At 55.4% G+C, this 23,655-nt stretch carries 15 protein-coding genes, 2 tRNA genes, 2 rRNA genes and 1 riboswitch; of the genes, 12 read left to right on the top strand and 7 right to left on the bottom strand.

The window, feature by feature from the left end; translation table 11 throughout:
• Positions 1-90 precede the first annotated feature (90 nt).
• From HWQ15_RS07510 to argE, 5 genes are all read right to left on the bottom strand, one after another.
• Positions 91-1,194, bottom strand: coding sequence for a glycerol dehydrogenase (locus HWQ15_RS07510; RefSeq protein ID WP_023298894.1), 1,104 nt, complete (start codon positions 1,192-1,194; stop codon positions 91-93).
• Between the two features lie 12 nt (positions 1,195-1,206).
• Entirely contained in the window at positions 1,207-1,869 is a 663-nt protein-coding gene (gene fsa, locus HWQ15_RS07505) for a fructose-6-phosphate aldolase (RefSeq protein ID WP_063149393.1), read from the bottom strand.
• Between the two features lie 128 nt (positions 1,870-1,997).
• Positions 1,998-2,762: a helix-turn-helix transcriptional regulator gene (locus HWQ15_RS07500; RefSeq protein WP_023298892.1), complete on the bottom strand. Its 765-nt coding sequence runs from the start codon at positions 2,760-2,762 to the stop codon at positions 1,998-2,000.
• Positions 2,763-2,864: 102 nt separating this feature from the next.
• Positions 2,865-5,516: a phosphoenolpyruvate carboxylase gene (gene ppc, locus HWQ15_RS07495; RefSeq protein WP_022649787.1), complete on the bottom strand. Its 2,652-nt coding sequence runs from the start codon at positions 5,514-5,516 to the stop codon at positions 2,865-2,867.
• Between the two features lie 306 nt (positions 5,517-5,822).
• Entirely contained in the window at positions 5,823-6,974 is a 1,152-nt protein-coding gene (argE, locus tag HWQ15_RS07490) for an acetylornithine deacetylase (RefSeq protein WP_015569956.1), read from the bottom strand.
• Positions 6,975-7,062: 88 nt separating this feature from the next.
• On the opposite strand from argE, the gene argC reads away from it, so the two are divergent.
• The 4 genes from argC (at position 7,063) to oxyR (ending at position 11,552) form a co-directional block, all read left to right on the top strand.
• A complete protein-coding gene (argC, locus tag HWQ15_RS07485) occupies positions 7,063-8,067 on the top strand; it encodes an N-acetyl-gamma-glutamyl-phosphate reductase (RefSeq protein WP_063149392.1) in 1,005 nt (334 codons plus the stop codon).
• A gap of 6 nt (positions 8,068-8,073) precedes the next feature.
• Positions 8,074-8,850: an acetylglutamate kinase gene (gene argB / locus HWQ15_RS07480; RefSeq protein ID WP_094948456.1), complete on the top strand. Its 777-nt coding sequence runs from the start codon at positions 8,074-8,076 to the stop codon at positions 8,848-8,850.
• Positions 8,851-8,955: 105 nt separating this feature from the next.
• Complete coding sequence (argH, locus tag HWQ15_RS07475; protein WP_023298888.1) at positions 8,956-10,329, top strand: argininosuccinate lyase; 1,374 nt, start codon at positions 8,956-8,958, stop codon at positions 10,327-10,329.
• Positions 10,330-10,634: 305 nt separating this feature from the next.
• On the top strand, positions 10,635-11,552 hold the full coding sequence (gene oxyR / locus HWQ15_RS07470) for a DNA-binding transcriptional regulator OxyR (RefSeq protein WP_022649783.1): 918 nt from the start codon (positions 10,635-10,637) through the stop codon (positions 11,550-11,552).
• Here oxyR and sthA read toward each other — a convergent pair.
• On the bottom strand, positions 11,535-12,935 hold the full coding sequence (gene sthA / locus HWQ15_RS07465) for a Si-specific NAD(P)(+) transhydrogenase (RefSeq protein ID WP_003862057.1): 1,401 nt from the start codon (positions 12,933-12,935) through the stop codon (positions 11,535-11,537). The two genes, oxyR and sthA, sit on opposite strands and share 18 nt — an antisense overlap.
• Positions 12,936-13,131: 196 nt before the next feature.
• On the opposite strand from sthA, the gene fabR reads away from it, so the two are divergent.
• Together fabR and HWQ15_RS07455 are read left to right on the top strand one after the other, a co-directional pair.
• A complete protein-coding gene (gene fabR, locus HWQ15_RS07460) occupies positions 13,132-13,770 on the top strand; it encodes an HTH-type transcriptional repressor FabR (RefSeq protein ID WP_003862059.1) in 639 nt (212 codons plus the stop codon).
• 9 nt (positions 13,771-13,779) lie between these two features.
• Positions 13,780-14,139, top strand: coding sequence for a YijD family membrane protein (locus tag HWQ15_RS07455; protein ID WP_017383113.1), 360 nt, complete (start codon positions 13,780-13,782; stop codon positions 14,137-14,139).
• Positions 14,140-14,229: 90 nt separating this feature from the next.
• Here HWQ15_RS07455 and trmA read toward each other — a convergent pair whose 3' ends face one another.
• Positions 14,230-15,330 carry a tRNA (uridine(54)-C5)-methyltransferase TrmA gene (trmA, locus tag HWQ15_RS07450; RefSeq protein ID WP_023298887.1) on the bottom strand — a complete coding sequence of 367 codons (1,101 nt, stop codon included), beginning with the start codon at positions 15,328-15,330 and terminating at the stop codon, positions 14,230-14,232.
• A gap of 104 nt (positions 15,331-15,434) precedes the next feature.
• A riboswitch (cobalamin riboswitch) is annotated at positions 15,435-15,611 on the top strand.
• A 65-nt stretch (positions 15,612-15,676) separates the two neighbouring features.
• On the opposite strand from trmA, the gene btuB reads away from it, so the two are divergent.
• The 6 genes from btuB (at position 15,677) to HWQ15_RS07420 (ending at position 23,587) form a co-directional block, all read left to right on the top strand.
• Entirely contained in the window at positions 15,677-17,524 is a 1,848-nt protein-coding gene (gene btuB, locus HWQ15_RS07445; RefSeq protein WP_023330102.1) for a TonB-dependent vitamin B12 receptor BtuB, read from the top strand.
• Positions 17,469-18,320 carry a glutamate racemase gene (gene murI, locus HWQ15_RS07440; RefSeq protein ID WP_063149391.1) on the top strand — a complete coding sequence of 284 codons (852 nt, stop codon included), beginning with the start codon at positions 17,469-17,471 and terminating at the stop codon, positions 18,318-18,320. The genes btuB and murI overlap by 56 nt, the downstream gene beginning before the upstream one ends.
• A gap of 384 nt (positions 18,321-18,704) precedes the next feature.
• Positions 18,705-20,246 (top strand): 16S ribosomal RNA (locus tag HWQ15_RS07435).
• 70 nt (positions 20,247-20,316) lie between these two features.
• A tRNA-Ile gene (locus HWQ15_RS07430) sits at positions 20,317-20,393 on the top strand.
• A 42-nt stretch (positions 20,394-20,435) separates the two neighbouring features.
• Positions 20,436-20,511, top strand: a tRNA-Ala gene (locus HWQ15_RS07425).
• 171 nt (positions 20,512-20,682) lie between these two features.
• Positions 20,683-23,587: ribosomal RNA gene (locus tag HWQ15_RS07420) — 23S ribosomal RNA — on the top strand.
• Together the 16S and 23S rRNA genes with 2 tRNA genes alongside form the textbook arrangement of a ribosomal RNA operon.
• The last annotated feature ends 68 nt before the right edge of the window (positions 23,588-23,655 follow it).

Raw genomic sequence — 23,655 nt, 5'->3', positions numbered from 1 at the left:
CCTTGTGCCGGGTGGCGGCTACGCCTTACCCGGCCTACAAATTAAAGTGCCATGTAGGCCGGGTAAGCGCAGCGCTACCCGGTTTTTCTATTACTCCCACTCCTGCAAGAATCGCTGTCCATACTGGTCCGCCACCAGCAGCGCCGCATAGACCTGATCCGGCGTTACGCCGCCAGGCATGTTGTGAATGGTTTCCCCTTCGGCACAGGACGCCTCCGCGATCAGCCGCATTTTAGCCGGAATATCCTCTTTGATATTCAGCTGCGCCAGCGTAATTGGCAGCCCGACGCTATGGCACAGCGCCGCAACGGTTTCGATTTCTTCTACCGGCGCGTTCTCCAGTACCAGTTGCGTCAGCGTACCAAATGCCACTTTTTCACCGTGGTAGAAATGGTGCGCATCCGGCACCGCCGTCATGCCATTGTGAATGGCGTGTGCCGCCGCCAGCCCGCCACTTTCAAAGCCCACGCCGCTCAGATAGGTGTTGGCTTCAATAATGCGTTCCAGAGCAGGCGTCACCACGTGTTGTTCCGCCGCCAGCATCGCTTTCTCGCCCTCTTCAACCAGCGTGTTGTAGCACAGTTCAGCCAGCGCTAACGCTGCCTGCGTGCACTTGCCACCCGCCATGGTCGTGGCGCCGCTACGCGAACAGGCGCGCGCTTCAAACCAGGTTGCCAGGGCATCGCCAATCCCGGCGGCCAGCAGGCGCGCAGGTGCGCCCGCCACCACCCTGGTATCGACAATCACCATGTTCGGGTTGTGCGGCAGCATCAGGTAGCGATCGAACTCGCCGCTGTCGGTATAAATCACGGAAAGGGCACTGCACGGCGCATCGGTGGAGGCAATGGTCGGGGCAATAGCCACCGGCACGTCCATAAAGTGCGCCAGCGCTTTGGCGGTATCCAGCGTTTTTCCGCCCCCGATACCCAGCACCGCCAGGCAGTCGGTACTGTCGGCCAGTTTTTTCAGGCGATCGATTTCATTTTGCGAACATTCGCCGCCAAACGGTGCAATTTCGGCATGGAGTCCGGCTTTTTTAAAACTCTGACGCAGGGTTTCTTCGGCAAAACCCAGCACAAATTTATCGCCTACCACCAGCCAGCGAGCCGCCAGCGGCTTCAGGTAGTCGCCGAGACGAGTGAGAACATCAGCGCCCTGGATGTACTTCCCCGGCGATTGAATGATACGGTCCATAACATTTCTCCCTTAGAGGTTGAGGTTACCAAACGCGTTTTTCCAGTCCTGCTCGAACTTCTCTATGGCTGACTCTACCGCTGGCGTGCCGAGCATTTGTTGCGCTACGTCTAAGGGAAGCGTGATTGCCTCACATCCTGCCAACAGGCAATCCAGCGCCTGGCGCGGCGTTTTAAAGCTGGCAGCCAGCACCATGCTCTCTGGCGCATGCTGTTCCAGCAGGGATTGCAGTTCCTGTACCGTGCGAATGCCGTCACCGCCCTGCGCATCGACGCGGTTTACATACGGTGCGACATATTTCGCTCCTGCCAGCGCGGCCAGTAACCCCTGAGCGGCGCTGTAAACGGCGGTTCCCAGCGTGGTAATTCCCTCTTTCTTCAGCGCGTTAATCGCGATGAGCCCCTGTGCAGTGACGGGAATTTTTACCACGATGTCCGGCAGGGCATTGTTCAGCCGTTTTGCTTCCGCCACCATTCCTTCGGCGTCGCGGCTCATGGTTTGGGCAAACAGCCTGCCCTCCGGGCCGATAGCCTGCTGCAGGCGCGGCAACACCTCCCAGACAGATTCGCCGCTGGCGGCTACGATGCTTGGGTTGGTGGTCACGCCCGCAATGGGAAAAATGCGCGCCAGGCGTTCAACTTCTGCCACGTTGGCGGTATCCAGGTACAGTTCCATTATTTTTCCTTAAGTCAGAAAGGTTGAATAAAGGATACGGCGCACCCAGTCGCGGCGAATACAGGTCAATTTTGCCAAATACTGGATAAATGTAATGTCCCTGGCGAAGTGAGAGAGCGATCACAATGCTACTTTTTGGCGATCAGCTGGCTGTGATACTGGCGTCGATATTCGGAAGGGGAACGTTCAGTGTGCTTGCGAAAGAGACGGCAAAAGTAGTTACTGTCCGTAAATCCGCAGCTTGCAGCGATATCTTTGATTTTAAACTCGTAGCCTTTAAGAAGCTGACGCGCGTGCTCGAGGCGTGTTTGCGTAAGATATTCGTTGAACCCCACGCTGCCTGTTTTTTGAAAAAGATGAGAAAGGTAGTTCGGTGAAATATAAAACGCCTGCGCCACCGATTCACGGGTCAGTGCAGAGGCGTGATGTTCTTCGATGTAGTGACGAATCGCTTCAAATAATGCACGGCTGCGGCTGGCGGTATGGATATCGCTGCCCAGCAGATCGCGACAGTGGCTGAGCAAACTTAATACCACCAGTCTGGCCGTTTCCCGATCGTCTGGCTGCATTTGCAATTCAGCGAGCGTCTGCAAAAGGAATGCGCCCACTCGCGGCCCGCGTCTGGCAACCTGTTGCTGTTGCAAAAGCGTGTTGTCGCGCTCGAGCTGAAGAGTCAGTTGTTGCTTGCCGAAGCTAATGTTGAGCGAAAAGGCGGGTTGAAGCGGAATATTACCGGATGAAAAAAATAACGCTTCGCAGGCCGTATCAAAGCTAAGCACGAGGCAAGGTGACGTTCGGGGGAGCGGTTTAGCCGAAGGGGGGAAATGCACCTGACGCAGCGGCAAGGTGCCGTTGATCAGGTCATTCAGGATGTGGGGGATATCGTGGTGCATGGTGTGGATACCAGGGTATTGCCCGGCGACGCTGGCGCTTGCCGGGCCTACGAAAAGCCTATTGTAGGCCGGGTAAGCGTAAGCGCCACCCGGCAAAACCGATCAACCGGTGTTACGCATCCCCGCCGCAACGCCCGCAATCGTCACCATCAGCGCCTGTTCAACGCGCGGATCCGGCTCTTTACCTTCCTCTTCCGCCAGACGCGAACGGTGCAGCAGTTCAGCCTGTAAAACGTTCAGCGGGTCGGTGTAGATGTTACGCAGTTGGATAGACTCGGCGATCCACGGCAGGTCTTCCATCAGGTGGGAGTCGTTAGCGATATCCAGCACCACTTTGATGTCGCCTTCCAGCAGCTCGCGTAGCTCTTTACCCAGCGCCCACAGCTCGGGTTTCACCAGACGCTGATCGTAGTATTCCGCCAGCCACAGGTCGGCTTTCGAGAAGACCATCTCCAGCATGCCCAGACGGGTAGAGAAGAATGGCCAGTCGCGGCACATGGTTTCCAGTTCGCTCTGCTTACCGTCTTCCACCACTTTTTGCAGCGCCGCACCGGCACCCAGCCAGGCTGGCAGCATCAGACGGTTTTGCGTCCAGGCAAAGATCCACGGAATGGCGCGCAGGGATTCAACGCCGCCAGTAGGACGACGCTTGGCCGGGCGCGAGCCGAGCGGCAGTTTACCCAGCTCCTGCTCAGGCGTGGCTGAGCGGAAGTAAGGCACAAAGTCTTTGTTTTCACGCACGTAGCCGCGATACAGATCGCAGGAGATGTCAGACAGCTCGTCCATAATCCGGCACCAGGATTCTTTTGGCTCCGGCGGCGGCAGCAAGTTGGCTTCCAGGATCGCACTGGTATAGAGCGACAGGCTGCTGATGGTCACTTCCGGCAGGCCGTACTTGAAGCGGATCATCTCGCCCTGCTCGGTCACGCGCAGTCCGCCTTTCAGGCTTCCTGGTGGTTGGGAGAGCAGCGCCGCGTGTGCAGGCGCACCGCCACGACCAATTGAACCGCCGCGTCCGTGGAACAGGGTCAGTTCAATACCGGCTTTTTCGCAGGTTTTAATTAGCGCATCCTGCGCCTGATACTGCGCCCAGGAGGCTGCCATCACGCCCGCATCTTTCGCGGAGTCGGAATAGCCAATCATCACCATCTGCTTGCCCTGAATAAAGCCGCGATACCAGTCGATGTTCAGCAACTGGGTCATCACGTCGTTGGCGTTGTTCAGGTCGTCGAGAGTCTCAAACAGCGGTGCTACCGGCAGAGCGTAGTCGATGCCCGCTTCTTTCAGCAGAAGGTGAACGCCCAGCACGTCGGACGGGGTCTTCGCCATGGAGATCACATAGGCGGCCACCGATCCTTTCGGCGCATCCACGATCGCTTTACAGGTGTTGAGCACTTCGCGGGTGTCATTGCTTGGCTCCCAATTGCGCGGCAGCAGCGGGCGCTTGGAGTTCAGCTCGCGGATCAGGAACGCCTGTTTGTCGGCTTCGGACCAGCTTTCATAGTCGCCAATGCCGAGATAGCGGGTCAGCTCGCCCAGCGCTTCGGTATGACGGGTGCTTTCCTGACGGACGTCGATACGCACCAGCGGCACGCCGAAACACTTCACGCGGCGCAGGGTGTCGAGCAGCTCGCCATTGGCAATGATGCCCATCCCGCAGGCCTGAAGCGATTTATAACAGGCGTACAGCGGTTCCCAGAGCTGTTCGTTCTGGCTCAGCAGACCTTCCGGCTTCGGCAGGCGCTGGCCTTTCAGGCGCGCTTCCAGCCAGGCCTGCGTGGCCATCAGCTGACCGCGCAGTTTTTTCATCAGGAAACGGTACGGCTCACTGGCACCTTCTTCACCGGCCAGCGCGCGCAGTTCCGGCGTCGCTTCTACCATCGACAGCTCGGAGATCAGCACCTGAATATCTTTCAGGAACAGATCGGTTGCTTTCCAGCGGCTTAACAACAGGACATGACGGGTGATTTCCGCCGTCACGTTCGGGTTGCCGTCGCGGTCGCCGCCCATCCAGGAAGTGAAGCGAACCGGCACAAAGTCGACCGGCAGGCGATAGCCCAGATTTTCTTCCAGCTGTTCGTTCAGCTCGCGCAGGTAGTTTGGCACCCCTTCCCACAGGCTGTTTTCCACCACCGCAAAGCCCCATTTGGCTTCGTCGACCGGGCTTGGGCGATGCTTACGAATTTCATCGGTGTGCCAGGACTGAGCAATCAGCTGGCGCAGGCGGCGCATAAGCTGGTTACGTTCGTAGTCGGCAATGTCTTTGTTATCCAACTGCTTCAGACAGTTGTTCACTTCCACCATTTTGTGGATCAGCGTACGACGCGTGATTTCGGTTGGGTGTGCGGTCAGCACCAGCTCCAGCGAAAGGGATTCCACCGCTTTTTTGATGGTCGCTTCGTTGAGGTTGGGCTGGTCTTTGAGTTTACGAAGGGTGCGGGCAATGACTTCCGGGTTGCTGGCCGCTTCGCCTTTTGGCGAAATGCTGTGGTATTGCTCAGCGGTGTTTGCCAGGTTCAGAAACTGGCTGAAGGCGCGGGCAACGGGCAGTAGCTCATCATTAGAGAGGTTCTGCAAGGTGGTGAGCAGCTCCTGACGATTGGCCTCGTTACCGGCGCGGGAAGATTTGGACAGCTTGCGGATGGTTTCAACACGGTCGAGGATGTTCTCCCCCAACGCATCTTTGATGGTATCTCCAAGCACTTTGCCGAGCATACTGACATTACTACGCAACGCGGAATATTGTTCGTTCATAAAAACCCAGTCACCCCATCATTTTTGTTTATGCCCAGGCGAAAATTTTCTGGACATTATTTTGTCATCTCCCTTTATAAAGCCACGTAAAACCCCCGTCGTCAATTGCTGCGAAAACGGTTCAGCAGATGAATAAATGCGGGCAATTTACGAAATTTAATTCGTATTGCGTCAGATAAGAGATGCTTATGGGAATGTGACGGAGATCGCGGGATTTACTCCCCTCACCCTAACCCTCTCCCCAAAGGGGAGAGGGAACTTGAACACCCTCTCCCCTTTGGGGAGAGGGCAGGGTGAGGGGCCGTTTTAATGCCAGCAGAAGTGATGCACAACCTGGGTAATGAGTTCGCGGGTGGGCTTGATGAAGCGGGTTTCGAGATATTCGTCCGGCTGGTGGGCCTGGTTGATGGAGCCAGGGCCCAGAACCAGCGTCGGGCACAGGGTCTGAATAAACGGCGCTTCGGTACAGTAGTTCACCACGTCGGTTTTCTCCCCGAGCAGTTTTTCCACCACCTGAACCAGCTGGTGGTCAGGCGGGCATTCGTAGCCTGGAATCGGCGGATGCAGTTCGGAGACCGTCAGACGTCCCGGCCAGCGCTCGCTGACCGGTGCCAGCGCTTCGTTCAGTAAACCATCCAGATCGCTCAGCGTCATGCCCGGCAGAGGACGGATATCCATATGCAGTTCGCAGCAGGCGCAGATACGGTTGGACGCATCACCGCCGTGCAGGCTGCCGAGGTTCAGCGTCGGATACGGCACGGTGAACGCCTCGTAGTGATAGCGCTCTTTCAGATCGTCGCGCAGGGTCATGATGCGGCCAATCGCGTCATGCATCAGCTCAATGGCGTTCACGCCGCGCGCCGGATCGCTGGAGTGACCAGACTGGCCCAGCACGCGCACTGCGGTAGAAATATGGCCTTTGTGCGCCCGAATCGGTTGCAGAGAGGTAGGTTCACCGATGATCGCGCAGTCCGGGCGAATCGACGTGTTTTCAGAGAAATACCGTGCGCCTGCCATGCTGGTCTCTTCATCGGCGGTCGCCAGAATGTAGAGCGGCTTTTTCAGCGTTGTCACGTCCACGTCACGCAGCGCGTCGAGGATAAAAGCAAAGAAGCCTTTCATGTCCGCCGTGCCGAGACCGTAGAGCTTGTTGTCGTGCTCTGTCAGGGTGAACGGATCGCGGGTCCAGCGGCCATCGTCAAACGGCACGGTGTCAGTGTGACCAGCCAGCAGCAGGCCGCCAGCGCCATGTCCGGTGCTGGCGAGCAGGTTAAATTTGTGACGTGTTCCGGGGACGGGCTGAACCTCAACGTTAAACCCAAGATCGCTAAACCAACCCGCCAGCAGATTGATTAAAGACTCATTGCTCTGATCCAGCGCTTCTTCCGTTGCGCTGATGGACGGTGTGGCAATCAGGGCGCGGTAAATCTCGATAAATGGCGGTAAGTTCATTTTCATTGTTGACACACCTTAGGTCGTGATAGTATCAATATTCATGCAATAAATGTGAATAAAAATACATTAACGTTGAGCATAAAGGAACCCGATGTTGAATACGCTGATTGTAGGCGCTAGCGGTTATGCGGGCGCAGAGCTTGTAAGCTACGTGAATCGCCACCCACATATGACCATAACCGCTTTGACCGTGTCAGCGCAAAGCAATGATGCCGGAAAGTTAATTTCCGATTTGCATCCACAACTTAAGGGCGTGGTTGATTTGCCTTTGCAGGCCATGTCTGACATCAGCGAGTTTACCGACGGCGTTGACGTGGTGTTTTTAGCCACCGCACACGAGGTCAGTCACGACCTGGCGCCGCAGTTTCTGGCAGCCGGTTGCGTGGTCTTCGATCTCTCCGGCGCGTTTCGCGTAAACGACAGCGCGTTCTACGAAAAATATTACGGTTTCACCCATCAGCATCCGGATCTGCTTGAAAAAGCGGTGTACGGCCTGGCGGAGTGGAGCGCCGATAAACTGAAAGAAGCGAACCTGATTGCCGTGCCGGGCTGCTACCCGACGGCGGCGCAGCTCTCGCTGAAGCCATTGATCGACGCCGGTCTGCTGGATCTGCACCAGTGGCCGGTGATCAACGCCACCAGCGGCGTGAGCGGAGCAGGGCGCAAGGCCGCTATCTCCAACAGCTTCTGCGAAGTGAGCCTTCAGCCGTATGGCGTGTTCAATCACCGTCATCACCCTGAAATCACCACGCATCTGGGCGCGGAGGTGATTTTTACCCCGCACCTCGGCAGCTTCCCGCGCGGGATCCTCGAAACCATTACCTGCCGCCTGAAGCCGGGCGTGACCCAGGCGCAGGTGAGCGAGGCCTTCACGCAGGCATACGCGGATAAACCGCTGGTGCGTCTGTACGACAAAGGCGTGCCGGCATTGAAAAACGTGGTTGGCCTGCCGTTCTGCGACATCGGCTTTGCCGTGCAGGGCGAGCACCTGATTGTGGTCGCCGCGGAAGATAACTTACTCAAAGGCGCTGCCGCACAGGCAATGCAGTGTGCAAATATTCGTTTCGGCTTCCCTGAAACGCAGGCTCTTATTTAAGGTGTGATGATGAACCCATTAATTATCAAACTCGGTGGTGTACTGCTGGACAGCGAAGAAGCGCTGGAGCGCCTGTTTACCGCGCTGGTGAACTATCGTGAATCACATCAACGTCCGCTGGTGATTGTCCACGGCGGCGGCTGTGTGGTGGACGAGCTGATGAAAGGGCTCAACCTGCCGGTGATTAAGAAAAATGGCCTGCGCGTCACGCCTGCCGACCAGATTGACATTATTACTGGTGCGCTGGCGGGGACGGCGAACAAAACGCTGCTGGCGTGGGCGAAGAAGCACCACATCGCGTCCGTTGGTCTCTGTCTGGGCGATGGCGATAGCGTGAAAGTGACCCAGCTCGACGAAGCGCTTGGCCATGTTGGACTGGCGCAGCCAGGTTCGCCTAAGCTGATTAACACCCTGCTGGAAGGTGGTTTCCTGCCGGTGGTGAGCTCAATCGGCGTGACCGAAGAGGGCGAGCTGATGAACGTCAATGCGGACCAGGCGGCAACCGCGCTGGCGGCCACGCTGGGCGCAGACCTGATCCTGCTCTCCGACGTGAGCGGTATTCTGGACGGCAAAGGCCAGCGTATAGCGGAAATGACCGCCGCAAAAGCCGAACAGCTGATCGATCAGGGCATTATCACCGACGGCATGATCGTTAAGGTGAACGCGGCGCTGGATGCCGCGCGCACGCTGGGTCGTCCGGTGGATATCGCCTCCTGGCGTCACGCGGAGCAACTCCCGGCGCTGTTTAACGGTACGCCGATTGGTACGCGTATTCTGGCTTAAGATTCTGTGCCGGATGGCGCTTCGCTTATCCGGCCTACGTGAATTTTGTAGGCCCGGTAAGCGCAGCGCCACCGGGCAAAAATATCATCATTAAGGAAATTCGTTATGGCACTTTGGGGTGGGCGTTTTACACAGGCAGCGGATCAGCGGTTCAAACAGTTCAACGACTCTTTGCGCTTCGACTACCGCCTGGCCGAACAGGATATTGTCGGCTCTGTGGCCTGGTCCAAAGCGCTAGTGACCGTGGGCGTGCTGACCGCAGAGGAACAGCAGCAGCTGGAAGAGGCGCTGAATAATCTGCTGGAAGAGGTGCGTCTGGATCCGCAGCAAATCCTCCAGAGCGATGCCGAAGATATTCACAGCTGGGTGGAAGGCAAACTGATCGACAAAGTCGGCCAGCTGGGTAAAAAGCTCCATACCGGGCGTAGCCGTAATGACCAGGTGGCGACCGACCTGAAGCTGTGGTGTAAAGAGACCGTCGGCGAACTGCTGGCGGCGAATCGTCAGCTGCAGAGCGCGCTGGTGGACACTGCGCAGAACAATCAGGATGCGGTGATGCCGGGTTATACCCACCTGCAACGCGCACAGCCGGTGACCTTTGCGCACTGGTGTCTGGCCTACGTTGAGATGCTGGCGCGTGATGAGAGCCGTTTACAGGATACCTTAACGCGTCTGGACGTCAGCCCGCTGGGCAGCGGCGCGCTGGCCGGTACGGCTTATGAAATCGACCGTGAGCAGCTGGCAGGCTGGCTGGGCTTTGCTTCCGCCACCCGCAACAGCCTTGACAGCGTCTCTGACCGTGACCACGTGCTGGAGCTGCTGTCGAATGCCTCTATCGGGATGGTGCACCTGTCGCGCTTTGCCGAAGACCTGATCTTCTTTAACTCTGGCGAAGCGGGCTTCGTCGAGCTGTCCGACCGCGTGACGTCCGGCTCCTCCCTGATGCCGCAAAAGAAAAACCCGGATGCGCTGGAGCTGATCCGCGGCAAATGTGGCCGCGTGCAGGGCGCGCTGACCGGTATGATGATGACCCTGAAAGGGCTGCCGCTGGCATACAACAAAGACATGCAGGAAGACAAAGAGGGGCTGTTCGACGCGCTCGACACCTGGCTGGACTGTCTGCATATGGGCGCGCTGGTGCTGGACGGCATTCAGGTGAAACGTCCGCGCTGCCAGGAAGCGGCGCAGCAGGGCTATGCTAACTCAACTGAGCTGGCAGACTACCTGGTGGCGAAAGGCGTACCGTTCCGCGAGGCGCACCATATTGTGGGTGAAGCGGTAGTGGAAGCGATTCGTCAGGGTAAAGCCCTTGAAGAGCTGGCGCTTGCCGACCTGCAGAAATTCAGTGCGGTTATTGGGGAGGATGTCTACCCGATTCTGGCCCTGCAATCCTGCCTGGATAAGCGTGCGGCGAAAGGTGGAGTCTCGCCGAAGCAGGTGGCGCAGGCGATTACGGACGCGAAAAACCGGTTGGTTTGATTTGTGCGGGCTGGTGCCCTCACCCCGGCCCTCTTCCACAGGGAGAGGGAGAAAAACGGAGCCTGGCTTAGTGCCGGGCTTTTTTATACGCAAAAAAAAGCGGACCACGGGGTCCGCGAAAGTTCACGTTGGCTTTAGTTTTTCGAGTTTTGAGAGAAACTCGCTGACGGTGCGGGGTCGTTTTGGGTCAAACACGTGCCGCCTCGTCTATGTGATGTATTATTCAACAGAATGCTTGATAGGGATAATCGTTCGTTGCTATGCTATCTATCGCCATGAACTATCGTGGCGACGGAGGATGAATAATGAATATTCGTGATCTTGAATACCTGGTAGCGTTAGCTGAGCATCGCCATTTTCGCCGCGCGGCAGACTCCTGCCACGTCAGCCAGCCAACGCTGAGCGGTCAGATCCGCAAGCTGGAAGATGAGCTGGGCGTGATGCTGCTGGAGCGCACCAGTCGTAAGGTACTGTTCACGCAGGCAGGTCTGCTGCTGGTGGATCAGGCGCGCACCGTACTGCGCGAGGTCAAAGTGCTCAAGGAAATGGCAAGCCAGCAGGGGGAGGCGATGTCCGGCCCGCTGCATATTGGCCTGATCCCAACCGTTGGCCCGTATCTGTTGCCGCAAATCATTCCGCTGCTGCACCAGACGTTCCCGAAACTCGAAATGTACCTGCATGAAGCGCAAACCCATCAGCTGCTGGCGCAGTTAGACAGCGGCAAGCTCGACTGCGCGATCCTGGCGCTGGTCAAAGAGAGTGAAGCCTTTATTGAAGTACCGCTGTTCGATGAGCCGATGATGCTGGCGATCTATGAAGATCACCCGTGGGCGAACCGCGATCGCGTGCCGATGGCCGATCTGGCCGGAGAAAAGCTGCTGATGCTGGAAGACGGCCACTGTCTGCGCGATCAGGCGATGGGCTTCTGCTTCGAAGCGGGTGCAGATGAAGATACCCATTTCCGCGCAACCAGCCTGGAAACGCTGCGTAACATGGTCGCGGCGGGAAGTGGCATTACGCTGCTGCCTGCGCTGGCCGTGCCGCGCGAGCGTAAGCGTGATGGCGTGGTCTATCTGCCGTGTATTAAGCCAGAGCCGCGTCGCACGATCGGCCTGGTTTATCGTCCGGGTTCACCGCTGCGCAGCCGCTATGAGCAGCTGGCAGAGGCCATCCGTGGTGCAATGGATGGCCATTTCGACAACGCGTTAAAACAGGCGGTTTAAGCCGTTCAGCGCAGCTACCCGATAGGCTTCCGCCATGGTCGGGTAGTTAAAGGTGGTGTTAACGAAGTACTCGATGGTGTTGCCACCACCTTTTTGCTCCATGATCGCCTGGCCGATATGAATGATTTCCGCGGCACGTTCACCAAAGCAGTGAATACCGAGGATCTCTTTCGTCTCGCGATGGAACAGGATCTTCAGCGTACCCACGCTCATCCCCACAATTTGTGCGCGCGCCAGGTGTTTAAACTGGGCACGACCCACCTCGTAAGGCACCTTCATGGCCGTCAACTGCTGCTCGGTTTTGCCGACAGAACTGATTTCCGGGATGGTGTAGATGCCCGTCGGGATGTCCTCGATCAGATGCGCCGTCGCTTCACCTTTCACCAGCGCCTGTGCGGCGATGCGGCCCTGATCGTAAGCAGCGGAGGCCAGACTTGGGTAACCAATAACGTCGCCGACCGCGTAAACGTGCGGCAGCGCAGTCTGGTACATGCTGTTGACCTTGAGCTGACCGCGGCTGTCGGTTTCAAGCCCGATATTCTCCAGCTGCAATGAATCCGTGTTGCCGGTACGGCCGTTGGCATACAGCAGGCAGTCCGCCTTCAGCTTCTTACCAGATTTCAGGTGCATGATCACACCGTCGTCGCAGCCTTCGATTTTCTCGTACTCTTCGTTGTGGCGAATCACCACGCCACTGTTCCAGAAGTGGTAGGAGAGGGAATCTGACATCTCCTGATCGAGGAACGCCAGCAGCCGGTCGCGGGTGTTGATCAAATCAACTTTGACCTCCATTCCCCGGAAAATCGACGCATATTCACAGCCAATCACGCCCGCGCCATAGATGATCACATGGCGTGGCTCGTGGTGCAGGCTGAGGATGGAGTCGCTGTCGTAAATGCGTGGATGAGAGAAGTCCACGTCTGCCGGATGATATGGGCGCGATCCGCAGGCAATCACAAATTTTTCAGCGGTGAGCGTCTCAACCGAACCGTCGTGGCACTCCAGCGCCAGGGTGTGTTCATCCACAAAATGCGCGTTACCCTGCAGAATTTCACAGTGGTTGCGCTCATAGAAACCCTGACGCATGCGCGTCTGCTGGTTAATGACCGTGTCTGCGTGATTCAGGATATCGGCAAAGGAAGAACGAAGAAGTCGGGAGTGGTCGCTGTAAAGAGGGTTCTGGTTAAATTCGATAATGCGGCTAACGGCGTGGCGGAGGGCTTTCGAAGGGATGGTGCCCCAATGGGTGCAACCGCCGCCGACATTATGGTAGCGCTCAATAACCGCTACTCTGGCTCCCTGTTTTACCAGACCCATAGCAGCACCTTCGCCGCCGGGGCCGGAACCAATAACTATTGCGTCGTAATCGTAGGAATGTGGCATGGCAAGGCTTACCTGTTCTTATACATAAAAGCAACAGAATCATAACATCATTGCCTGGGTAACCCAATTATCGTTGTGCTTTTTTCGGGCAGTGGAGCACAAACCGCGCGTAAACAATCATTCACAAAGCCAGGTAAACAGATTAATTTTATTCTCTGGTATAGTGCCAACGGGCCTTTGGAAGGATTCAACTATCGTGATGGGCGTAAGAGCACAACAAAAAGAGAAAACCCGGCGTTCGCTGGTGGAAGCCGCATTCAGTCAACTGAGTGCTGAGCGGAGTTTTGCCAGTTTAAGCCTGCGCGAAGTGGCGCGCGAGGCCGGGATTGCGCCAACGTCCTTCTATCGTCATTTCCGTGATGTGGATGAACTGGGCCTGACCATGGTCGACGAGAGCGGTTTGATGCTGCGCCAGCTTATGCGTCAGGCGCGTCAGCGTATTGCCAAAGGCGGCAGCGTGATCCGCACCTCCGTGTCGACATTTATGGAATTTATCGGCAATAACCCTAACGCGTTTCGCCTTTTGCTGCGCGAGCGCTCTGGCACGTCGGCGGCGTTTCGTGCCGCCGTCGCGCGTGAAATTCAGCATTTCATCGCGGAACTTGCCGACTATCTTGAACTCGAAAACCATATGCCGCGTGCGTTTACGGAAGCACAGGCCGAGGCGATGGTGACCATTGTTTTCAGCGCGGGTGCCGAAGCGCTGGATGTCAGCATTGAGCAACGTAAGCAACTCGAAGAGCGACTGGTATTGCAGCTGCGAATGATTTCTAAAGGTGCTTACTACTGGTATCGCCGTGAACAAGAGAAGTTGGCACATCAAAACGATGAGTGAAGGTGAGTAATGAAACAGTCAGGTCAGGATAAAGGAACGCTGTTGCTGGCATTGATCGCTGGCTTATCCATCAATGGTACGTTTGCGGCGGTTTTCAGCTCAATTGTACCGTTCTCGATTTTCCCGATTATCGCGCTGGTGCTGACGGTGTATTGCCTGCATCAACGTTATCTGAATCGCACCATGCCGGTTGGGTTACCGGGGCTGGCCGCAGCCTGTTTTATTCTGGGTGTACTGTTGTACAGCACCGTCGTGCGTGCAGAGTATCCGGATATCGGTTCTAACTTCCTGCCTGCGGTGCTGTCTGTGGCGCTGGTGTTCTGGATTGGCTCGCGCATGCGTAGCCGCAAGAGCCAGTTACCAGAGTAAAGGGTTTTGTCATTGTAGGCCGGATAAGCGAAGCGCCATCCGGCTTTTTTGGCAGGTGGCGCTTCGCTTACCTGCCCTACAAGGCCCACATTACTTCGCCGTGAGCAGTACGCCGCACTCCATATGGTGCGTATATGGGAACTGATCGAACAGCGCCAGACGTTCAACCTTGTGCGTCTGGCTTAATGTTTCCAGATTCTTGCACAGCGTCTCCGGGTTACAGGAGATGTACAAAATACGCGGGTACGCCTGCACCATCTTCTCGGTTTCGCTGTCCAGGCCACTGCGCGGCGGATCGACAAAAATTGTCTCACACTGGTAGCTCTTCAAATCAATCCCTTGCAGGCGGTTAAACTCACGTACGCCGTTCATCGCCTGGGTAAACTCTTCTGCCGCCATACGAATGATCTGCACATTATCAATATGGTTAGCGGCGATGTTGTACTGCGCGGCGGCCACCGACGGTTTGGCGATTTCCGTCGCCAGCACGCGTTCGAAGTTACGCGCCAGCGCCAGCGAGAAGTTGCCGTTACCGCAGTAGAGCTCCAGCAGATCGCCCGTCGACCCTTCCGTCGCATTCAGCGCCCACTCCAGCATCTGCACGTTCATTGCCGCATTCGGCTGGGTGAAGCTGTTCTCCACCTGACGGTAAACCATCTCTTTTCCTGCCACCGGCAAACGCTCGTCGATGTAATCCTGGTCCAGCATGATTTTGGTTTTGGTCGCGCGGCCAATCAGGTGCACGTTGATGTTCTGCGCGCGCAGCGCATCGCGCAGGGCTTCTGCCTGCTCGCGCCATTCGTCGGTCAGCGCTTTGTGATAGAGCAGAGAGACAATGGCCTGATTGCTTTGGGTGGTCAGGTAGTCAATCTGGAACAGCTTGTTGCGCAGCACCGGATTAGTGCGCACACCGTCGATCATCAGCGTCATTAGCTGGTTGATAAGCTCACTCGCCGCCGGGAAACTGTCTACGCGAATCCGGGATTTCGTCTGCTGATCGAAAATGATGTGGTACAGGTCATCGCCATCGTGCCAGATGCGAAACTCAGCGCGCATACGGTAGTGGCTGACCGGAGAACGAAACACCTCGGGAACGGGCGCGTTGAAAGGCGTCATCATACTTTGCAGGCGGACAACTTTTTCTGCCAGCTGTGCGTCGTACTGTTCTGTCGGGAGGTGTTCGGGGGTCATGATGCGTCCTGAGTGATAAAGAATTACGCGGGGATTGTAGGGATTGTGCAGTGGATGTCCAGATTTAATGGCTAATAGCTATCTGGACATCTATACGTGTCTAATTGTAGCATTCTGTTTCCGGTCTCCTGAGAGTGAAAAGGGAATCCAGTGCAAATCTGGAGCTGACGCGCAGCGGTAAAGACTGGCGGGATGAGAGTTGTAGACACTGTGAAAACGGGAAGTCTTCATCCGTATAACGCCACCCAGCCCGAAGACCTGCCGGGATCACGTCGCATTTGGTTTCATCATCGCGTGCTATCGATGAGGCCTGCGGCATCCTTCTTATATTGTGGATGCTTTAACAATGATTAAAAAAGTATCGCTGTTGACGGCGTTTTCCGTCACGGCATTTTCGGGCTGGGCGCAGGAAAGCGCCGACTCGTTGGTGGTGACAGCAAACCGTTTCGAACAACCTGAAAAATCTGTTCTGGCTGCGACTTCTGTCGTGACGCGGGCCGATATCGACCGCTGGCAATCCACCACGGTTCTGGATGTCATGCGTCGCCTGCCTGGCGTAGATACGGCACAAAATGGCGGGATGGGGCAGCTCTCTTCTCTCTTTATACGCGGTACGAACTCCAGCCATGTCCTGATTCTCGTCGACGGGATCCGTCTTAACCAGGCGGGCGTCACGGGGTCGTCCGATCTCAGCCAGTTTCCGATCTCCCTGGTGCAGCGCATCGAATATCTTCGTGGACCGCGTTCGGCGGTGTACGGCTCGGATGCGATCGGTGGTGTAGTCAACATTATCACTACGCGTGCGAAGGATGGCACAACGCTGAATGCTGGCGTTGGGACACACGGCTTCCAGAATTATGGTGGCAGCACCCAGCAAACATTGGGTGAAAGTACGCGCGTTACGCTGGCGGGGGATTACACCTACACAAAAGGCTTTGACGTCGTTGCTGACGGTAATAACGGCGGCCTTGCCCAGACCGATCGCGACGGCTTTATGAATAAAACGCTCTACGGCGCACTGGAGCATGCTTTCTCTGAGCAATGGAGTGGTTTCGTTCGCGGCTATGGTTACAGCAACCGTACCGCCTATGACGGCTATTACAGTTCATTTACCCCTGATGTGCTGGTTGATACCCGCCAACTCTATAGCCAGACCTGGGATGCCGGATTGCGGTTTAACCGGGATGTTTTCCATTCACAGTTGCTCTCCAGCTACAGTCACAGCAAAGATTACAATTACGATCCGCACCTTGGACGCTATGACTCCACAGCAACCCTGGATGAAATCAAACAGTACAATGTTCAGTGGACCAACTCAGTTGACGTGGGACATGGCAACATCGGCGCGGGCGTTGACTGGCAGAAACAGAGCACCGAGCCGGGTACCAACTACGTAACCAACGCCTATGACCTGCGTAACACTGGCGTCTACCTGACTGGGTTGCAGCAGTTTGGAGATTTCACTCTGGAGGCGGCGGCCCGCAGCGATGACAACTCTCAGTTTGGTCGCCATGGTACCTGGCAAAGTAGCGCAGCCTGGGAGTTCGTTGACGGTTACCGCTTCATAGCCTCTTATGGCACGGCCTATAAAGCGCCGAATCTGGGTCAGCTCTATGGCTTCTACGGCAATACCCATCTTGATCCTGAAGAGAGCAAACAGTGGGAAGGGGCGTTTGAAGGCCTGACGGCAGGCGTAAGCTGGCGCGTATCCGGCTATCGTAATGACGTTGATAATCTCATCGACTTCAACAATAACCTGCAGCAATATTACAACGTCGGCAAAGCACGCATTAAAGGTGTAGAAGCGACAGCGTCGTTTGATACGGGTCCGTTGACGCATACTGTGGGCTACGACTATGTGGATGCCCGCAATGCGGCAACCAATCAACTTCTGGACCGTCGTGCTAAACAGCAGGTGAAATATCAGCTTGATACGCAGATCTATGATGTTGACTGGAGCCTGACGTATCACTATCTCGGCACGCGCTACGACACCGACTTTGGAACCTATCCGTCAGAGAAAGTTAAAATGGGCGGCGTCAGCCTGTGGGACGTCGCGGTTTCATATCCTGTCACCTCACATCTCACAGTTCGTGGTAAAATAGCCAACCTGTTCGATAAAGATTACGAGACAGTTTATGGCTACCAAACTGCAGGACGGGAATACACCTTGTCTGGCAGCTACACCTTCTGATCCGCGTCCCACCGTGCTGGTGTTTGATTCCGGCGTCGGTGGGCTTTCGGTCTATGATGAGATTCGGCAGCTCCTGCCGGATCTCCATTACATCTACGCCTTCGATAACGTCGCGTTCCCGTATGGGGAAAAGAGTGAAGACTTTATCGTTGAGCGTGTGATTGAAATCGTCACCGCGGTACAAAAGCGCTATCCCCTGGCGCTGGCGGTTATTGCCTGTAATACGGCAAGCACGGTCTCTCTTCCTGCCCTGCGCGAAAAATTCCCGTTCCCGGTTGTGGGCGTTGTCCCGGCAATCAAACCTGCGGCGCGTCTGACGGCGAACGGTATCGTGGGGTTGCTGGCGACACGCGGTACGGTAAAACGTCCTTATACGCGTGAGCTTATTGAGCGCTTTGCCAATGAATGCCAGATCGCCATGCTCGGCTCCGCGGAGCTGGTGGAAATGGCGGAAGCGAAACTGCACGGCGAGGCGGTATCGCTTGAAGAGCTGCGTCGCATTCTGCGTCCATGGCTGCGGATGCAGGAACCACCGGATACGGTTGTTCTCGGCTGCACCCATTTCCCGCTATTACAGGAAGAGCTGTTAAAGGTTTTGCCTGAAGGGACCCGGCTGGTGGATTCCGGTGCTGCGATTGCGCGTCGGACGGCCTGGCTACTGGAGCACGAGGCGCCGGATGCGAAATCAGCGGATGCGAACATCGCTTTCTGTATGGCGATAACAAAAGAAACCGAACAACTTTTGCCCGTTTTACGTCGTTATGGCTTCGAAACGCTCGAAAAACTGGCGCTGTAGCACGGTTTTGAGCAAAAAAGAGACGGTTGAACGTTTTTTTTCAAAGAGGGGTTGTCAACGTCTGAGAACTCCCTATAATGCGCCTCCACTGACACGGAACAACGGCTTACAAGCCGCCGGGACAGCGGGGTTCAGAGATGAACGCCAACAGAGAAAAGTGAAAATAATTGCTTGACTCTGAATGAGGAAAACGTAATATACGGGACCTCGCAACGGTGAGCGAAAGCCGCGTTGCACTGCTCTTTAACAATTTATCAGACAATCTGTGTGGGCACTCAAAGTGACATGGATTCTTAATGTCCTCGGACACTAAATGAATACCAAGTCTCAACGAGTGAACACGTAATTCATTACGAAGTTTAATTCATTGAGCATCAAACTTTTAAATTGAAGAGTTTGATCATGGCTCAGATTGAACGCTGGCGGCAGGCCTAACACATGCAAGTCGAACGGTAACAGGAAGCAGCTTGCTGCTTCGCTGACGAGTGGCGGACGGGTGAGTAATGTCTGGGAAACTGCCTGATGGAGGGGGATAACTACTGGAAACGGTAGCTAATACCGCATAACGTCGCAAGACCAAAGAGGGGGACCTTCGGGCCTCTTGCCATCGGATGTGCCCAGATGGGATTAGCTAGTAGGTGGGGTAACGGCTCACCTAGGCGACGATCCCTAGCTGGTCTGAGAGGATGACCAGCCACACTGGAACTGAGACACGGTCCAGACTCCTACGGGAGGCAGCAGTGGGGAATATTGCACAATGGGCGCAAGCCTGATGCAGCCATGCCGCGTGTATGAAGAAGGCCTTCGGGTTGTAAAGTACTTTCAGCGGGGAGGAAGGCGACAGGGTTAATAACCCTGTCGATTGACGTTACCCGCAGAAGAAGCACCGGCTAACTCCGTGCCAGCAGCCGCGGTAATACGGAGGGTGCAAGCGTTAATCGGAATTACTGGGCGTAAAGCGCACGCAGGCGGTCTGTCAAGTCGGATGTGAAATCCCCGGGCTCAACCTGGGAACTGCATTCGAAACTGGCAGGCTAGAGTCTTGTAGAGGGGGGTAGAATTCCAGGTGTAGCGGTGAAATGCGTAGAGATCTGGAGGAATACCGGTGGCGAAGGCGGCCCCCTGGACAAAGACTGACGCTCAGGTGCGAAAGCGTGGGGAGCAAACAGGATTAGATACCCTGGTAGTCCACGCCGTAAACGATGTCGACTTGGAGGTTGTGCCCTTGAGGCGTGGCTTCCGGAGCTAACGCGTTAAGTCGACCGCCTGGGGAGTACGGCCGCAAGGTTAAAACTCAAATGAATTGACGGGGGCCCGCACAAGCGGTGGAGCATGTGGTTTAATTCGATGCAACGCGAAGAACCTTACCTACTCTTGACATCCAGAGAACTTAGCAGAGATGCTTTGGTGCCTTCGGGAACTCTGAGACAGGTGCTGCATGGCTGTCGTCAGCTCGTGTTGTGAAATGTTGGGTTAAGTCCCGCAACGAGCGCAACCCTTATCCTTTGTTGCCAGCGGTTAGGCCGGGAACTCAAAGGAGACTGCCAGTGATAAACTGGAGGAAGGTGGGGATGACGTCAAGTCATCATGGCCCTTACGAGTAGGGCTACACACGTGCTACAATGGCGCATACAAAGAGAAGCGACCTCGCGAGAGCAAGCGGACCTCATAAAGTGCGTCGTAGTCCGGATTGGAGTCTGCAACTCGACTCCATGAAGTCGGAATCGCTAGTAATCGTGGATCAGAATGCCACGGTGAATACGTTCCCGGGCCTTGTACACACCGCCCGTCACACCATGGGAGTGGGTTGCAAAAGAAGTAGGTAGCTTAACCTTCGGGAGGGCGCTTACCACTTTGTGATTCATGACTGGGGTGAAGTCGTAACAAGGTAACCGTAGGGGAACCTGCGGTTGGATCACCTCCTTACCTTAAAGAACCTGCCTTTGTAGTGCTCACACAGATTGTCTGATGAAAAACAGCAGTAAAAAATCTCTGCAGGCTTGTAGCTCAGGTGGTTAGAGCGCACCCCTGATAAGGGTGAGGTCGGTGGTTCAAGTCCACTCAGGCCTACCAAACTCCTTTTAAAGGATGAGCGGTACAGAGATTACAAACGATGGGGCTATAGCTCAGCTGGGAGAGCGCCTGCCTTGCACGCAGGAGGTCTGCGGTTCGATCCCGCATAGCTCCACCATCCTTTACTGCGAACACAAGAAAACTTCAGAGTGAACCTGAAAAGGTGCACTGCGAAGTTTTGCTCTTTAAAAATCTGGATCAAGCTGAAAATTGAAACGACACATCTTTAATGGTGTGTTCGAGTCTCTCAAATTTTCGCAATCAGAAGTGAAACATCTTCGGGTTGTGAGGTTAAGCGACTAAGCGTACACGGTGGATGCCCTGGCAGTCAGAGGCGATGAAGGACGTGCTAATCTGCGAAAAGCGCCGGCGAGGTGATATGAACCTTTGACCCGGCGATGTCCGAATGGGGAAACCCAGTGCAATTCGTTGCACTATCGTTAACTGAATACATAGGTTAACGAGGCGAACCGGGGGAACTGAAACATCTAAGTACCCCGAGGAAAAGAAATCAACCGAGATTCCCCCAGTAGCGGCGAGCGAACGGGGAGCAGCCCGGAGTCTGAATCAGCTTGTGTGTTAGTGGAACGGTCTGGAAAGTCCGACGGTACAGGGTGATAGTCCCGTACACGAAAGCACACATGCTGTGAACTCGAAGAGTAGGGCGGGACACGTGGTATCCTGTCTGAATATGGGGGGACCATCCTCCAAGGCTAAATACTCCTGACTGACCGATAGTGAACCAGTACCGTGAGGGAAAGGCGAAAAGAACCCCGGCGAGGGGAGTGAAAAAGAACCTGAAACCGTGTACGTACAAGCAGTGGGAGCCTCTTTATGGGGTGACTGCGTACCTTTTGTATAATGGGTCAGCGACTTATATTCTGTAGCAAGGTTAACCGTATAGGGGAGCCGAAGGGAAACCGAGTCTTAACTGGGCGTTAAGTTGCAGGGTATAGACCCGAAACCCGGTGATCTAGCCATGGGCAGGTTGAAGGTTGGGTAACACTAACTGGAGGACCGAACCGACTAATGTTGAAAAATTAGCGGATGACCTGTGGCTGGGGGTGAAAGGCCAATCAAACCGGGAGATAGCTGGTTCTCCCCGAAAGCTATTTAGGTAGCGCCTCGTGAACTCATCTTCGGGGGTAGAGCACTGTTTCGGCTAGGGGGCCATCCCGGCTTACCAACCCGATGCAAACTACGAATACCGAAGAATGTTATCACGGGAGACACACGGCGGGTGCTAACGTCCGTCGTGAAGAGGGAAACAACCCAGACCGCCAGCTAAGGTCCCAAAGTCATGGTTAAGTGGGAAACGATGTGGGAAGGCACAGACAGCCAGGATGTTGGCTTAGAAGCAGCCATCATTTAAAGAAAGCGTAATAGCTCACTGGTCGAGTCGGCCTGCGCGGAAGATGTAACGGGGCTAAACCATGCACCGAAGCTGCGGCAGCGACACTATGTGTTGTTGGGTAGGGGAGCGTTCTGTAAGCCGTTGAAGGTGTCCTGTGAGGGGTGCTGGAGGTATCAGAAGTGCGAATGCTGACATAAGTAACGATAAAGCGGGTGAAAAGCCCGCTCGCCGGAAGACCAAGGGTTCCTGTCCAACGTTAATCGGGGCAGGGTGAGTCGACCCCTAAGGCGAGGCCGAAAGGCGTAGTCGATGGGAAACAGGTTAATATTCCTGTACTTGGTGTTACTGCGAAGGGGGGACGGAGAAGGCTATGTCAGCCGGGCGACGGTTGTCCCGGTTTAAGCATGTAGGCGGAGGTTCCAGGTAAATCCGGTACCTTATTAACGCTGAGGTGTGATGACGAGGCACTACGGTGCTGAAGTGATAAATGCCCTGCTTCCAGGAAAAGCCTCTAAGCATCAGGTAACACGAAATCGTACCCCAAACCGACACAGGTGGTCAGGTAGAGAATACCAAGGCGCTTGAGAGAACTCGGGTGAAGGAACTAGGCAAAATGGTGCCGTAACTTCGGGAGAAGGCACGCTGATATGTAGGTGAAGTCCCTGCGGACGGAGCTGAAATCAGTCGAAGATACCAGCTGGCTGCAACTGTTTATTAAAAACACAGCACTGTGCAAACACGAAAGTGGACGTATACGGTGTGACGCCTGCCCGGTGCCGGAAGGTTAATTGATGGGGTTAGCGGCAACGCGAAGCTCTTGATCGAAGCCCCGGTAAACGGCGGCCGTAACTATAACGGTCCTAAGGTAGCGAAATTCCTTGTCGGGTAAGTTCCGACCTGCACGAATGGCGTAATGATGGCCAGGCTGTCTCCACCCGAGACTCAGTGAAATTGAACTCGCTGTGAAGATGCAGTGTACCCGCGGCAAGACGGAAAGACCCCGTGAACCTTTACTATAGCTTGACACTGAACACTGGTCCTTGATGTGTAGGATAGGTGGGAGGCTTTGAAGCGTGGACGCCAGTCTGCGTGGAGCCAACCTTGAAATACCACCCTTTAATGGCTGGTGTTCTAACGTAGACCCGTAATCCGGGTTGCGGACAGTGTCTGGTGGGTAGTTTGACTGGGGCGGTCTCCTCCCAAAGAGTAACGGAGGAGCACGAAGGTTGGCTAATCCTGGTCGGACATCAGGAGGTTAGTGCAATGGCATAAGCCAGCTTGACTGCGAGCGTGACGGCGCGAGCAGGTGCGAAAGCAGGTCATAGTGATCCGGTGGTTCTGAATGGAAGGGCCATCGCTCAACGGATAAAAGGTACTCCGGGGATAACAGGCTGATACCGCCCAAGAGTTCATATCGACGGCGGTGTTTGGCACCTCGATGTCGGCTCATCACATCCTGGGGCTGAAGTAGGTCCCAAGGGTATGGCTGTTCGCCATTTAAAGTGGTACGCGAGCTGGGTTTAGAACGTCGTGAGACAGTTCGGTCCCTATCTGCCGTGGGCGCTGGAGAATTGAGGGGGGCTGCTCCTAGTACGAGAGGACCGGAGTGGACGCATCACTGGTGTTCGGGTTGTCATGCCAATGGCACTGCCCGGTAGCTAAATGCGGAAGAGATAAGTGCTGAAAGCATCTAAGCACGAAACTTGCCCCGAGATGAGTTCTCCCTGAGACTTTAAGTCTCCTGAAGGAACGTTGAAGACGACGACGTTGATAGGTCGGGTGTGTAAGCGCAGCGATGCGTTGAGCTAACCGATACTAATGAACCGTGAGGCTTAACCTTACAACGCCGAAGCTGTTTTGGCGAAGAGAGACAGACACGATTTTCAGCCTGATACAGATTAACAGAAT

The organism is Enterobacter sp. DSM 30060, assembly GCF_013375955.1.
In the GTDB taxonomy this organism is placed as follows: domain Bacteria; phylum Pseudomonadota; class Gammaproteobacteria; order Enterobacterales; family Enterobacteriaceae; genus Enterobacter; species Enterobacter intestinihominis.
Note: the sequence above shows the minus strand (reverse complement) of the source record. Positions and strands in the feature narration are given on the sequence as shown.